The organism is Neobacillus sp. MER 74, assembly GCF_023714155.1.
In genome coordinates, this window is record NZ_JAMAUV010000001.1 from 221,306 (window position 1) to 236,245 (window position 14,940).

The following is a 14,940-nucleotide window of genomic DNA, read 5'->3' on the forward strand; positions in this document are numbered from 1 at the left end:
ATCTCCTATCTACTTTTATAATTCTGTAATTGGCCTGTAATTTGATGATCTTGCAGCGAAAATCCCTTACAGTGATATAACTGACTATCTTCATCAAAAGAAAGTCCTCTTAAGATGGTCTCATTTTTTAATTGAGAAAGCAGTTTTCCCTCCGTAGAAGGAACGGCTACCTCATAAGGAACCATCAATTCCATCACAATTTGCTCTATTTTTTCTTTTAAAGAATGGCGGTCATTCTCGTCAAAAGCACTGATAAATGCTGTTGGTGTATCCGCAGTTGGGACAAAATCGGCATGCTGAATATCCCTCTTATTATATACCGTTATTTGCGGGATATCTTTCACTTCTAAGTCATCTAGCAGTCTTTTTACCGTTTTCTCATGATGGAAATAATCCGGGTTGGACATATCCACTACATGAAGCAGCAGATCCGCCTCCTTTACTTCCTCGAGGGTGGACCGGAAGGCAGCAATCAGCGTTGTCGGTAAATCTTGAATGAAGCCAACTGTATCCGTAATCAAAGCAAAGAAACCACTGGGCAGGATCAATTTTCGTGTCATTGGATCAAGGGTGGCAAACAATTGATTTTCCTCATAAGACTCGGCTTCGGATAAACGGTTAAACAAGGTTGATTTACCAGCATTGGTATATCCAACAATCGCCACTTGAAAGGCTTTATTTTTCTTCCTTCTTTCTCGGTATCGATCCCTGTGCTGAACGATGACAGAAAGCTGACTTTTGATATCATCGATTCGGCGCCGGATGTGACGACGGTCCGATTCTAATTTCGTTTCACCAGGTCCTCTAGTCCCAATTCCGGCACCAAGACGAGATAAAGCGGTCCCCTGACCGGCAAGCCGCGGTAGTATGTATTGCAATTGAGCAAGTTCCACTTGCAGTTTCCCTTCTTTGGACCTCGCTCGCTGTGCAAAGATATCTAAGATCAGCTGGGTGCGGTCAATCACCCGGGCATTTAATTCTGTAGCAAGATTTCTCTTTTGACTTGGCGAGAGTTCATCATTAAAAATGACGATATCAGGCTCAAGTTCTTCTACGAGTGCATTTAGTTCTTCGACTTTCCCTTTACCTATGTATGTCGCTGGATGACGGCGCTCTCGTTTTTGAACGACAGATACCAACACTTCCCCCTGAGCGGTTTCAGTTAATGCCTCTAACTCCTCCATTGAATAGTGAAAACGTAAGTCATCGTCCCCGCTGGTTTGGCAGCCAACCAGGATTACTTTCTCTTTCGTTTCTTTCTGTTCCAAAAGGCATCCTTCCTTTCTAAACATCTAGCTTTCATCATAACAAAAAATATATATAATCTCTATTTTCTCCAATTCCCAAAAAACTTATTGTTTTTTTTCTACAACATGATAAAATTTTAATGTTTGAAACCCGTTACATATTTACTATATTAATAGTGTAAAAATAAAATAGACATCAAGGGGATAGCAAAAATGACATGGGATGTTTTAAGTATGATTGGAACCATAGCCTTCGCTGTCAGTGGAGCAATTGTGGCGATGGAGGAAGAATATGATATTTTCGGGGTTTATATTTTAGGAATCGTTACTGCTTTCGGAGGCGGAGCAATTCGAAATTTATTAATTGGCGTACCGGTATCTGCACTTTGGGACCAAGGATTATTTTTTCAAATTGCCTTGTTATCAATTACTGCTGTGTTTTTATTTCCAAGCAATCTTCTCAAACACTGGCAAAAATGGGGGAACTTATTTGATGCGATCGGCCTCTCTGCTTTTGCCATTCAAGGTGGCATTTACGCCGTAAAAATGGACCTCCCTCTTAGTGCTGTAATCGTTGCCTCGGTCTTAACTGGAATTGGCGGCGGAATCATTCGTGATTTATTAGCCGGAAGAAAGCCTATTGTACTAAGAGCAGAAATTTATGCGCTCTGGGCTATTTTGACAGGCTTATTTCTCGGGCTGGGTATTGCTGAACAGCCATTGGAGTTATATTCCTTATTTGTTATTGTAACTGTGTTACGAGTACTTTCTTATACCTTTAATTGGAAATTGCCCATTCGTAAGCTCGAAGCAAATTAAGATTCTTTTCCAAATAGAAACGACAGATTATCAAGAATCTGTCGTTTTTTTATGGTTAATCTTCTTCAAACACAAGATCATTACTTCTAAGTGTCATTAATTCATGACGGTCATAGCTATTTAACATAAGCAGCCTCATCGCCTGAGCACGGATTGATTTTTCAATAATATTTCGAACATACCTACCGTTTGAAAAACTATTTGGGCTTAATACTGCTTTCACCCATATTAAATGTTCTTTAAGCTTTTTTTCCGCTTCACGACTGAATGCGTATTCTCTTTCAATTAGCATTCTACCTGAAATCTCCATTAATTGATCGATATTATAATCAGGAAAATCTACCACTAACGGAAAGCGCGAATGCAGCCCAGGATTAAGCGTTAAGAAATGATCCATTTCCCGAGAATATCCGGCAAGAATCAGAATAAATTCATGCTGTTTATCCTCCATATGCTTTACTAGGGTATCAATAGCCTCTTTGCCAAAATCCTTTTCACCACCTCGGCCCAATGAGTACGCCTCATCAATAAACAAGATTCCCCCTTGGGCCTTCTTGATTAAATCTCTAGTCTTTTGTGCGGTGTGGCCAATATACTCGCCGACGAGGTCAGCACGCTCAGCCTCAATTAAATGACCTTTTGTTAATACACTCATTTTTTGAAAAAGCTTGCCAATTAGTCTTGCTACTGTCGTTTTTCCTGTACCTGGATTTCCTTTAAACATCATATGAAGGGCTTGTTTTCTTGCTTTCAAACCCATTTCTTCACGTTTTTTATTTACATAAATCCAAGCATAAATTTCCTTAATCATCATTTTCATTTCTTCCATCCCAACCAATGCCCCAAGCTCGTCTTCAATTTCTTTAAGAGCCGTGTGTTCAGGCGGAATATCCTTCGGAACCACTTGAAATTCAGGTAACTCTTTTGAAATGGTTTTTCCCTTTTGTGAGTTGAGGACAACACTTATTTGGCCGTTACTTTTCATTCGAATGGGTTGGTCCAAAGCTTTCACCTCTCATTTTCGCCAACAGATTACAAAGGATGCTTTTTTATGGCCACTCAGAATTTATCCTCTAAATTCCGACCTCAAATATACTTAGGAGAAATGCATAGTCCTTCAACTAATATGTATTCATACACGTTGAATTTCATTAAAAAAGTTTTCACAAAAATAAAAAAAAGCCCTTAAGATGGGCTCTTAAAAACTTATTGGTTATCCAATTCAAGATGAACGTTTCTTTGCGGTGCAAAGGTTGAGATGGCATGCTTATATACTAATTGCTGCTTTCCTTCTGATTCAAAAAGGACTGTAAAATTATCAAAGCCTTTAATTTGGCCTCTTAATTGGAATCCGTTTAATAAAAATACGGTCACATGTATGTTATCTTTGCGGCACTGGTTTAAATATTGGTCCTGAATATTAATTGTTGTTTTCATTTGTATTTCCTCCTCTTTTATCTCTACTAATATGTATTCGATTTTACTTTAAGCTTTCCTTCAACACAATGTGAAATTTCCTTTATTTTTTTTGATATATTCTCCACATCGGTCATATCAAACCAAACAACATCCATCTTGTTCCGAAACCATGTCAATTGTCTTTTCGCGTATCTTCTCGAATTTTGCTTTAAATTGGCTATTGCTTCTTCTAACGACATTTTACCATCAAAGTATGTAAAAATCTCTTTGTAGCCTATCGCTTGGATGGATTGGCAATCACGTAAACCCTGTTGATATAGACGTTTTACTTCTTCTATGAGCCCTTCCTCAACCATGATATCCACTCGGTAGTTGATCCGCTCATAAAGTTTCTCTCGTTCCATTGTTAACCCAATAATCGCAGTATCGTACAAAAGGTCTGGTTGCTGCGTACTTTGAAACTCTTGCATTGTCTTCCCTGTCAGATGGAAAATTTCAAGAGCACGAATGACTCTTCTTATATTATTCGGGTGGATTTGTGAAGCACTTTCAGGATCCACCTCCATTAATTCTTTATACAGAGCTTCATTTCCGATTTCCTTTACTCTTTCCTCCAGCATAAGACGATATGTCTCATCACCGGGCACATCTGAAAATTGATAATCATAAATGACAGACTGTATATATAACCCTGTTCCACCAGCAATGATAGGCAGCTTGCCTTTTTGGACAATCTCATCAATCTTAGCCCGAACAAGGTGTTGAAATTCGGCAACCGAAAAATTTTCAGTTGGCTCCTTAATATCAATTAGATGGTGTGGAATTCCTTCCATTTCTTCTGGTTTAATTTTTGCTGTACCAATATCCATGCCACGATAGATCTGCATCGAGTCCCCGCTGATAATCTCTCCATTATAGCGTTTAGCCATTTCGATACTTAACTTTGTTTTTCCGACAGCAGTTGGTCCGATGATTACTAATAACTTTTGTTTTAAATCCAATATTTTCACACTGCCTTATCCCATTTTCAGTGAAAGCACGCTTTCGATTCCACTTTCACCCCTTTATCGTAACATAAATTTAAAAAGCAGTTGAACATCAAACTATTATATACATAAAAGTTCTTTTCTATGCTCCTAATCCACATGAATCATAATTTTTCATTTTCATTACCAAAAAGGAATAATTTTCTTGTAACTTTACAAAAGGATAACGGTTCATTTACAAACCGCTTACTACCCCCAACTTTATGATAGACTACCCGTAGCATATCTAGTAACCAAAAATAATGGAATAAGGTGAAAAAAGATGTTATCAACTTTTGATATTGGAATTGATTTAGGAACTGCAAATATACTTGTGTATAGTAAAAATAAAGGAATTGCGATAAATGAACCAGCGGTGGTAGCAATCGATACGGTCACCAAAAATGTAGTAGCAGTTGGTCAGGAAGCTAAAGAAATGATTGGAAAAACTCCTGAAAAAATCGTGGCTATTCGTCCGATGAAGGATGGGGTAATCGCCGATTATGATGTAACGACTGAATTACTGAAACATATCATGCGCAAGGCATCCAAAAAGATTGGATTTGCCGTCCGGAAACCAAATGTTGTCGTTAGTATCCCATCTGGTTCTACAAGTGTGGAGAGAAGAGCGATCCAAGATGCGGTAAGACAAGCTGGTGCAAAGAAAATCAGCTTAATCGAAGAACCGGTCGCAGCAGCAATCGGGGCAGGAATGCCAGTTGATGAACCTGTTGCCAATGTTGTGGTTGATATTGGAGGCGGTAATACGGAAGTTGCCATTATCTCCTTTGGTGGTGTGGTTGCCTGCCATTCAATTAAAATCGGTGGAGACCGTCTGGATGAAGATATCATTCAACATATTCGAAAAGAATATAATATCCTCATTGGCGAAAGAACAGCGGAAAACATCAAGATGGAAATTGGATATGCCCTCATTGACCACGAGGAAATTTTCATGGACATCCGCGGTCGTGACCTTGTAACAGGTCTGCCAAAAACAATTAAACTATCATCATATGAAATCCGTGTGGCTATCAAGGAAGCACTTTTGCATATTTTAGAAGCCATCCGTGCAACTCTAGAAGATTGTCCAGCCGAACTAAGCGGGGACATTGTCGACCGTGGTGTGATTCTGACAGGTGGTGGTGCTTTATTAAATGGAATGGAGGCATGGCTAAGCCAAGAGATCGTCGTTCCCGTCCAGCTTGCCCCAAACCCGCTAGAATCAGTAGCAATGGGTACTGGCAGGGCCCTGCAGTACATGAGTAAATTGCAAGCCGCAATGAAATAAACCAATTCAAGAGCGAAACCAGGGATACTCCCCTATATAAAAACTTTTTGAAAAAAGCTGTAGAATTCTGCAGCTTTTTCTTTATTATTAGATCGCCATTTAATGTTTGTTAGTTTCAAAGAGTTAATTAATCGGATACAGAAAGCCTACATGACAGAAAATGTCGAAATTTGTTGAAAAATATTATTTCATTGTATCCGCTTCCACTTGTTAAAATTATTTTATCATAAATATTTATAATTTTTTTTGTTTTTAAACTATTCTTTTTTTTTAATTGCACAGGGGAGGCATGATTAATGCAGCAGCTAAGAAAAGAGGAACTAAAGGAGAAGAATTTGACCGAAACGGTTCAAGTAAGTATCGACGTTCCACCACATATTAGAGACAGATTTTTGGAAGCAGTAGAAAAAAGCGGAAAGACAATTAATGATGTTTTAAAGTTGTATATGCAAAAATATACGTGGAAACAGGGAGAATTGCAGAGAAATAGACAAAAACGCCGTCAAGAACTTGGCTGATGCTACGGAATTAAAGAAGAGCAAAAAGCCTTACTCAATAAAGAGTAAGGCTTTTTGCTCTTCTCATAGGTTCTGTGCTCACTTTCTACATATTGAAAATCACATCACCCGTTTAAACATTTTTTCCATTTCATAAACCGAATAATGGACAATGATCGGTCTTCCATGCGGACACGTAAATGGATCGGAGGCCTTACGTAGATCATCCAAGAGTGCTTGGATCTCGTCATTTCGTAAATGGCGGTTCGCTTTAATGGATGCTTTACAACTCATCATAATCGCGGCTTCTTCACGCAGTTTCTTTATATCTACCTTTTTCATTAATAATAGCTGCTCAATCATCTCTTCAATGATTTCTTTTTCCTCCCCTTTTGGAAACCACTGCGGGTGGGAACGAACAATATAGCTATTAATCCCGAACTCCTCAAGAAAAACTCCAACTTTTTCGAGCTCGTGTTGGTATTCATTTATTTTCAAAAATTCATCCGTCGAATATTCAAACGTTAAGGGTACCAGCATTTCTTGTAACTCAGATTGGACCTGACCTACCTTTTCCCGGAAATACTCGTACTTTAACCGCTCTTGGGCTGCGTGCTGGTCAATGATATATAAGCCATTTTCATTCTGAGCAAAAATATAGGTCCCATGCATTTGCCCAATTGGATATAACCGGGGGACTCTACTTTCTGAAGGTGTGTCACACTTAGTCTCGATTATATCAGGGTTGGGTTGAACAGTAGTGCTTACATATGAATCAGACCTAGCCGGCGCCTCACTAAATGGATTCGTCTCGAACCAGGTGTCAGGCACCATTGTTTCTTCCTCTTCGATTTCGGGTTGAATCGGCCATTTGGAAATAGGTGTTTCCGTTGATCCATCACCCAGCGACGGACGTTTTTCTTGGACGATTGCCGTGGCTTCTGGTCGGAACCACTCTAACTCTTTCCTCTCGACAGGCGTTATGGTTCCTTCATCAAGGGCCAAGGAAGTTTGTTCTTCCTTTGGCGTTTCTTTTTTCACGGCTGTATAGGCTGTCGGGATGAGGATTTTCGATTTAAACTCCTCTTTTATCATCGTTGTGACAAGTTCATTCAACTCTGCTTCTTTACTAATACGGACCTCCATCTTGGAAGGGTGAACATTGACGTCCACAAGCAATGGGTCCATCTCAATGTTCAGGAGAACAATTGGGAACCTGCCGATTGGAAGCAAGGTATGGTAGCCTTCTTGGATCGCCTTGGCTAATGGATAGTTTTTGATAAAACGGCCATTAATCATCGTTGAAATATAGTTTCGTGAAGCTCTGGTTACTTCAGGCATGGAAGCAAAACCAGTGATGTTATAATCGAGCGATGTCCCGGAGATGGGAACCAGCTGCTTGGCAATTCCTAAACCATAAATCGATGCTAGGACCTGGCGAACATCTCCGTTTCCATTGGTTTGCAATAATTTCCTATCATTATGGATGAGGCGGAAGGCTACTTCTGGATGGGAAAGGGCCAATCGATTCACAACGTCCGTAATATTTCCAAGCTCGGTATGAATGGTCTTCATATATTTCAAGCGGGCAGGTGTATTGAAAAATAAATCGGTAATCGTAATATCGGTTCCTCTACGGCTCGATGCTTTCTCAAATATTTCCACTTTACCGCCTTCGATAACCACCCGATTTCCTGCCCCTTCACCCGTAGAAGTTTTCATCTCGAGCCGTGAAACAGAGGCGACACTTGGCAGGGCCTCTCCCCGGAATCCGAGGGTCCTGATTCGGAACAAATCATTTTCATTCTTTATTTTAGAGGTGGCATGGCGTTGAAAGGCGAGTAACACATCCTCTTCCTCAATCCCATATCCATTGTCAGTAATGCGGATTTTGGCAAGTCCGGCTTCTTCCACTTCAATTTCAATCACCGTACTGCCCGCGTCAATTGAATTTTCAACCAACTCTTTTACCACGGAGGCAGGGCGCTCGACTACCTCTCCCGCTGCGATTTTATTCGATAAGGCATCATCTAATTGAATAATTTTCCCCATTCCATTCACCCCCTACTTTAACTTTTTTTGGAGCTCATACAACATATTTATTGCTTGAAGTGGTGTTAAATCCAATATATCTAATTCCTTCATTTTATCAATCACACGCTTCTCTTTAGAAGATAACTCTTGCTTCTTCACATCTTTCGGTTCGTCAAAGAAAGAAAGTTGAGCAGGCTGTTCTTCTACGTGAACTACCTCCACTACTTCTGTTTTCGGCTTGACCTCCTGGGAATCTGACTGCTCTAGCGCAGTTAATATTTCATTCGCACGGCTGATTAAGTCAGAAGGCAGTCCTGCCAGCTGAGCGACATGAATTCCGTAACTCTTGTCAGCTGGTCCTTCTTTTATTTTATGAAGAAAGACGACTTTTCCATTATGCTCAATCGCACTAACGTGAATGTTTTGCAGCTTAGATAGTTCTTCCTCTAAAACCGTTAATTCATGATAATGGGTGGAAAAAAGAGTCTTTGCCCCAATATTGGTATGAATGTATTCAATGATTGCTTGTGCAAGGGCCATCCCATCATAAGTGGAGGTACCACGCCCGATTTCGTCAAATAAGATTAAGCTGTTTTGTGTAGCATTTGAAATCGCATTTTTAGCTTCAAGCATTTCAACCATAAAAGTACTTTGTCCGGAAATTAAATCATCGGCTGCACCAATCCGGGTAAATACTTGATCAAAAATGGGCAGGACCGCATCGGAGGCTGGGACGTAACAGCCGATTTGCGCTAGTATCGCAACCAAAGCGACTTGACGCATATAGGTACTTTTCCCCGACATGTTCGGGCCTGTAATCAATAAAACTTCCCGGTCGTTGTCCATGAAGCAATCATTTGGGACGTATTCCTGGGCGTTCAATACCTTTTCTACCACGGGATGACGGCCTTCTTTAACAAAGACACGACCCTCCATGGAAAACTGTGGTTTAACATAATGGCGGTCTTCACTTACCTGAGCGAAACACTGAAGGACATCCATTTCACTAATCGTTTTTGCCAATGCTTGTAAACGCGGAATCTGTTCTTTTACAATCTCGCGAATCTCCGTAAACAATTCATATTCCAGTTCACTGCTTTTTTCCTCTGCTTGTAAAATTAATGCTTCTTTTTCTTTTAACTCCGGAGTAATAAACCGTTCCGCATTGGATAATGTTTGTTTCCGTTCGTATTGTCCTTCTTCTAACAGATGGAGGTTTGCACGTGTAATCTCAATATAATAACCAAATACACGGTTATAACCAACTTTTAGTGACTTAATACCGGTCTTCTCACGTTCTTCCCGTTCCAGCTGAGCAATCCACGTTTTTCCATTCCGGCTGGCATCACGATATTGATCGAGCTGGGCATTGTACCCATCGCGAATCATATTCCCTTCTTTTAAGGAAAGCGGTGGATTTTCAACAATCGCCTGCTCCAACAGATCTGTAATTTCTTCACAAGGATCCAGCAGTTCGGCGATTTTGTTCACTTGTTCATTATGCATGCCTTGTAAAATTTGTTGTAAAAAGGGAACCTGCATTAATGAGCGCTTTAATTGAACCAAATCACGGGCATTGATATTCCCAAAGGCAACCCTTCCTGCTAATCGTTCTAAATCATAAACTTCCTTTAGCTTTTCACGAAGTTCTTGACGCTCAAAATAATGTGATATTAGGACTTCCACAATCGCTTGACGAGATTCAATGTCAGTTTGGCTAATTAACGGCCGGTCGATCCAGTGCTTTAACATCCTGCCGCCCATTGCGGTCATCGTTTCATCAAGAAGCCATAATAATGAACCTTTTTTCCCCTTGGAACGAATCGTTTCTGTTAATTCAAGATTACGTTTGGAATAGTAATCAATTTTCATATATTGATGGATTTGGTAGGTGGTGACTGGCTGTAGATGATCCAAACTTCTTTTTTGCGACCGGTATAAATAATGAAAAAGCCGCGCCATTGTTTGCTTTAGCTTTTCTTGATTCAAATCTTTTAGCAAATGAGAAAAATTCATATCTATTGAACTATTATCTTCAAATGAAATCGCTAAGACGTCACGTTCCCGAAGTTTCTTTTGCCATTCACCGTCAAAGTTGCTCGCAACAACTACTTCCTTCGCACTTAGAACGGCTAACTCATTTAGGACCTCATCAAAATTTTTCGATAGGAGTGTGACTCGGCTTTCACCAGTTGAGATATCATTGTAGGCGAAACCAAAGGTTTCATCATCAAATTGGGTAATTGAGGCAATATAATTATTCTCTTTATCCGATAACCCCTTCCCTTCCATCACTGTACCAGGCGTGATTAATTGGACAACTTCCCTTTTCACCATACCCTTGGTCAGCTTCGGGTCTTCAACCTGCTCACAAATCGCCACTTTAAAGCCTTTTGAAATGAGCTGTTCAATATAGTTAGGTGCAGAATGATAGGGAACGCCGCACATCGGAATCCGTTCATCCGTGCCACCTTGTCTGCTTGTTAGAGTTATTTCTAATTCTTGTGATGCTTTAATGGCATCATCGAAAAACATTTCATAAAAATCGCCTAAGCGAAAAAATAAAAAGGCATCTTGGTAATCTGCCTTAACGGTTAAGTATTGTTGTATCATCGGCGTATATGCAGCCATAATGACCTCCACTAAAAAAAGACTTTCGATTTTCTTCGACAAATCATTATACCATACTTCTAGAGGACTTTATTAGGAAGAAAAATCCTAATTATAGAACGGAGTGAAATGGAACTATTTTATATTTTTGAAGAGGTGTAAAAGCAATTCCATCGAATATAATTAGAAAAGGTAAAGGTACATTAGCCGAATTAGGTGGTGGAGTTATGGATGGGGTGTTTGGCCGCAGTTTCACAAACTATGATTTTGACATGTTTTCAACCAGTCATTTTGTAATTATTACCATCTTAATCCTAGGTTCCAGCATAATCTATCTTAATAGAGATAAACTGAATGCTAGGCAAAGACGGCGAACCGAGATCGGTATCGCTATCACTCTCATCATCATGGAATTGACCTATCATTTTTGGATGATTATAAATGGCAGTTGGAATGTTAGTCACGCTATTCCATTGGAGTTATGCAGCATTAGTTTAATATTAACCGTCCTTCTGTTGCTGACAAGGAAAAGAATTATCTACGAGATATTATTATTTACTGCTTTATTAGGCGCATCACAGGCATTATTCACTCCAGCTTTAAATTATGACTTCCCACATTTTCGGTTTTTCCATTTCTTTTATACACATCTGATGGAAATCTGGGTGCCGCTTTATTTTACATGGGCAAAAGGTTACCGGCCGACAATTTGGTCCGTCTTAAAATTATGTATCTTTTTAAATGTGCTTATGCCAATCATTATGTTGATCAATAAGCTGGTGGGCGGAAATTATATGTTCTTAAGTCATAAGCCTGACAGTGCGAGTTTATTAGATGTACTAGGCCCCTATCCATGGTACATTTTATCACTGGAAGGTTTATTAATTGGGCTCAGTTTAATCGTTTGGTTGATATTCCGTGAAAAAACTTCGAAAGGAACCGAAATGGCCAGAGAACTACCGTTCCAATAATATCAACTTTTTATTGACCTTTTGTCATTAACAAATTATAATAAATAACGTTCCTAATACTTGTCTCGATAGCTCAGCAGGATAGAGCAACAGTTTCCTAAACTGTAGGTCGGAGGTTCGAATCCTCTTCGGGACGTCAAAGAAATCCTTATTTATCAAGGGTTTCTTTTTTTTTAGGATTTATTATAACTGAATGTTGATTTCACTGTTTTCTGTATATACATTTTTTATAATAGATTGGGGAGAAAAATATGCTAAGAAAAATCAACAGCAATGATATGGGTTCTAGTAATCTTGGTTGGTTAAGAAGTAAATTTCACTTTTCATTTGCAGAATATTATAATCCAGACAATATTCAGTTTGGGGTTTTACGTGTAATCAATGATGATTTAATTAATCCGCAAACAGGTTTTGGCACGCATCCACATAAAAATATGGAGATTATCTCCTACGTGGTAAATGGTGAGTTGACTCATGGTGACAGCATGGGTAACCAAAATACAATAACACGCGGACAAGTTCAATATATGAGTGCAGGTACGGGTGTACTGCATAGCGAATACAATTTAGGCAAAGATACATCAAGGTTTTTACAAATTTGGATTTTACCAGACAAAAATGGCCATGCACCATCCTATGGTGATTTTAGATTCAATTGGGATGATAGGAAAAATAATTGGCTGCACATGGTTTCGGGAAGAGACGGAGATGCTCAAATTACGATTAACCAAGATGCAAACATCTATTCCTTGGAATTGCAGCAAGGAAAAGATATAAGTTTTCCAGTTAAAGAAGGCAGGCAGGCTTATTTAGTTCAAATAGAAGGTACTTCTGTCATTAATGGCATTGAACTCTCTGATAGAGATGGAATGGAGATTGTTGAAGAAGATATCACAATTAAGGCAGAAAAAAACTCTCATATCTTACTAATAGAGATGAAAAAAGCATAGTAGTTTGATATATAAAAAGTCTGATGGAAATCCCATCAGACTTTTTGTTTTATTTCACTATCGACCTTTCTTTGATAATCATTTGAATTTGCGCCACTGTTGCTGGATCTTCAAGCCCTGTAATATCACCTGAAACCTTTCCAGACACGAAAATTTCCTTTAATAAGCGGCGCATGATTTTTCCGCTAACTGTTTTCGGCAGTGTTTCTGTGAAGATGATGGATTTTGGCAGGGCAATTTTTCCGATAAGCTGTATAATCCGCTCATTAATCTTTTCTTTTAAATCATCAGTCCCTAGAGAAAGATCATTTACCCGGACAAATACAAGCGGTACCTCACCCTTGATTTCATCTGGGACACCAATTACGGCCGCTTCAGCAACTCCTTCACATTCAAGAACTGCACTTTCAATTTCCATTGTACTTAAACGATGCCCGGCAACGTTGAATGCATCATCTGAACGACCAACAACCCATACATAGCCATCCTCATCAATTAGGGCCAAATCACTTGCAAAATAGCTTCCTTCTACCTGACTAAAATAAGAGGAAATATAGCGCTCCGGTTCCTTCCAGAGTGTGCGGCAAAGCATTGGGAATGGTTTTCTTATGATTAAATTTCCTAACGTACCCGGTTTTACTGGATTTCCCTCTTCATCCACTACAGCTATATCTGCACCTAAAAATTGCATTCCGGCTGATCCCGGCTTCATTGGAGTTAACCATGAGGCACCAGCAATTGGACAGCCCGCTGTTTCTGTTTGTCCCCACGTATTATTAACACATATTTTTTTCTTTCCTAATACATCATACGTCCATTGCCATGATTCTGGATCAAAGGGTTCACCCACTAGGGAAACGACATCCAGACATGATAAGTCAAATTGATTCCGTACTTTTTCCCCTAGACTTTTTAACATCCGTAAAGCAGTTGGTGCGGTAAACAATTTATTAACACGGTATTTCTCGATTACCTGATAAAATCTGTCCTTTGTTGGAAAGTCAATCGATCCTTCATATACGACAGTGGTCACTCCATTTGCGAGTGCGCCCGCAATTCCCCAAATATGCATCGTTAACCATCCAATATCAGCCGTACACCAGAAAACATCATCATCATGATGATCCATATGATATTTGCTATAAATGTAATTTTGGATTACAAAGGCCATTCCTGAATGAACGACTCCCTTTGGTTTTCCTGTTGTACCGCTTGTATAGAAGACAATTCCATATTCATTGGCCTCTAGCTTCTCAGGTTCACAATGGATACTTGCCATTCTAGTTAGTTCCTCCCACCAGAAATCCCGTCCTTCTGTCATATTGATTTCTGAATTAAGGCGATTAACGACGATTACCGCTTCAATGGATGGAATATCTGGTATTACCCTGTCCACTTTTTCCTTTAAGCAAACTTTGTTTCCACGTCTTATCGTAGCGTCAGTCGTTACGATAATCTTTGGCTCAAAGCTAATGAGACGGTCCTTCAATGACTTTTCGGAGTATCCTGAAAATACTGTATTGTAAATTGCCCCAATCCGAAAGCAAGCGAGCACGGCAATTATTGCCTCTGCCAAATTCGGAAGAAAAATCGCCACACAATCCCCTTTTTTCACACCAAAGGAACGCAAGACATTCGAAAAGCGATTTACTTCTGCTAACAGCATATTATATGTAAAAAACTTAGTGTCCCCGTTTTCTCCCTCCCAAATCAGTGCGGTGCGATTTCCAGCACCATTTTCCACATGACGATCGAGTAAGTTAACACAAGGGTTACTGATGCCCCCTTCAAAAAAGCGAAAGTCAGGAAGGCTTCCACTTATTGTTTTTTGCCAAGGCTCATACCAGAATAGCTCTTTCGCCACATCGTTCCAAAAGGCTTCGGGATCTTTTTGGGATTTTTGAAGAAGTTCTTGAAAAGCTTTACTGCTTCCAATTGAGGTGATAGATTGTTTTTCTTCGCTTGGATATACAAGTTTACTTTCTGCAACTACCTTTAAAATTCCGCTTACATCCATATAAATCCCCCTAAATTGAAAATATTAAATCCATAGTGACCGACTAGTTGGTTAGTTCAG

General features: G+C 39.5%; 12 protein-coding genes and 1 tRNA gene. 6 read left to right on the forward strand and 7 right to left on the reverse strand.

Annotation, left to right across the window (positions count from 1 at the left end; all coding sequences use genetic code 11):
• Positions 1–5: 5 nt before the first annotated feature.
• Positions 6–1,268, reverse strand: coding sequence for a GTPase HflX (gene hflX, locus M3610_RS01025; protein ID WP_098572232.1), 1,263 nt, complete (start codon positions 1,266–1,268; stop codon positions 6–8).
• A 192-nt stretch (positions 1,269–1,460) separates the two neighbouring features.
• Between hflX and M3610_RS01030 the strand changes: the two genes are divergently transcribed.
• The gene (locus tag M3610_RS01030) at positions 1,461–2,066 is read left to right on the forward strand and encodes a trimeric intracellular cation channel family protein (protein ID WP_098572231.1); all 606 of its coding nucleotides are present in this window, start codon (positions 1,461–1,463) and stop codon (positions 2,064–2,066) included.
• A gap of 55 nt (positions 2,067–2,121) precedes the next feature.
• Here the strand turns inward: M3610_RS01030 and spoVK are convergent, their stop codons facing one another.
• The 3 genes from spoVK to miaA form a co-directional block, all read right to left on the reverse strand.
• A complete protein-coding gene (gene spoVK, locus M3610_RS01035) occupies positions 2,122–3,069 on the reverse strand; it encodes a stage V sporulation protein K (protein WP_098572230.1) in 948 nt (315 codons plus the stop codon).
• Positions 3,070–3,272: 203 nt separating this feature from the next.
• Positions 3,273–3,503, reverse strand: coding sequence for an RNA chaperone Hfq (gene hfq, locus M3610_RS01040; protein ID WP_026566590.1), 231 nt, complete (start codon positions 3,501–3,503; stop codon positions 3,273–3,275).
• A gap of 26 nt (positions 3,504–3,529) precedes the next feature.
• Positions 3,530–4,486 (reverse strand): tRNA (adenosine(37)-N6)-dimethylallyltransferase MiaA, encoded by a 957-nt coding sequence (miaA, locus tag M3610_RS01045; protein ID WP_098572270.1) that lies wholly within the window; start codon positions 4,484–4,486, stop codon positions 3,530–3,532.
• A 307-nt stretch (positions 4,487–4,793) separates the two neighbouring features.
• On the opposite strand from miaA, the gene mreBH reads away from it, so the two are divergent.
• The gene (gene mreBH / locus M3610_RS01050) at positions 4,794–5,801 is read left to right on the forward strand and encodes a rod-share determining protein MreBH (RefSeq protein WP_251456050.1); all 1,008 of its coding nucleotides are present in this window, start codon (positions 4,794–4,796) and stop codon (positions 5,799–5,801) included.
• Between the two features lie 296 nt (positions 5,802–6,097).
• Complete coding sequence (locus M3610_RS01055) at positions 6,098–6,319, forward strand: hypothetical protein (RefSeq protein ID WP_098572228.1); 222 nt, start codon at positions 6,098–6,100, stop codon at positions 6,317–6,319.
• 99 nt (positions 6,320–6,418) lie between these two features.
• Here M3610_RS01055 and mutL read toward each other — a convergent pair whose 3' ends face one another.
• Positions 6,419–8,350, reverse strand: a complete 1,932-nt coding sequence (gene mutL, locus M3610_RS01060) for a DNA mismatch repair endonuclease MutL (RefSeq protein WP_251456051.1) — start codon at positions 8,348–8,350, stop codon at positions 6,419–6,421.
• A gap of 12 nt (positions 8,351–8,362) precedes the next feature.
• Entirely contained in the window at positions 8,363–10,963 is a 2,601-nt protein-coding gene (mutS, locus tag M3610_RS01065) for a DNA mismatch repair protein MutS (RefSeq protein ID WP_251456052.1), read from the reverse strand.
• A 206-nt stretch (positions 10,964–11,169) separates the two neighbouring features.
• On the opposite strand from mutS, the gene M3610_RS01070 reads away from it, so the two are divergent.
• The 3 genes from M3610_RS01070 to M3610_RS01080 all read left to right on the forward strand — a co-directional run bounded on the left by M3610_RS01070 (position 11,170) and on the right by M3610_RS01080 (position 12,863).
• Positions 11,170–11,913 carry a YwaF family protein gene (locus tag M3610_RS01070; RefSeq protein ID WP_098572226.1) on the forward strand — a complete coding sequence of 248 codons (744 nt, stop codon included), beginning with the start codon at positions 11,170–11,172 and terminating at the stop codon, positions 11,911–11,913.
• A 62-nt stretch (positions 11,914–11,975) separates the two neighbouring features.
• Positions 11,976–12,049, forward strand: a tRNA-Arg gene (locus M3610_RS01075).
• 115 nt (positions 12,050–12,164) lie between these two features.
• Positions 12,165–12,863 carry a pirin family protein gene (locus tag M3610_RS01080; protein WP_098571745.1) on the forward strand — a complete coding sequence of 233 codons (699 nt, stop codon included), beginning with the start codon at positions 12,165–12,167 and terminating at the stop codon, positions 12,861–12,863.
• 49 nt (positions 12,864–12,912) lie between these two features.
• Here the strand turns inward: M3610_RS01080 and M3610_RS01085 are convergent, their stop codons facing one another.
• Positions 12,913–14,880 carry an acetate--CoA ligase gene (locus M3610_RS01085; protein ID WP_251456053.1) on the reverse strand — a complete coding sequence of 656 codons (1,968 nt, stop codon included), beginning with the start codon at positions 14,878–14,880 and terminating at the stop codon, positions 12,913–12,915.
• Positions 14,881–14,940: the final 60 nt, after the last annotated feature.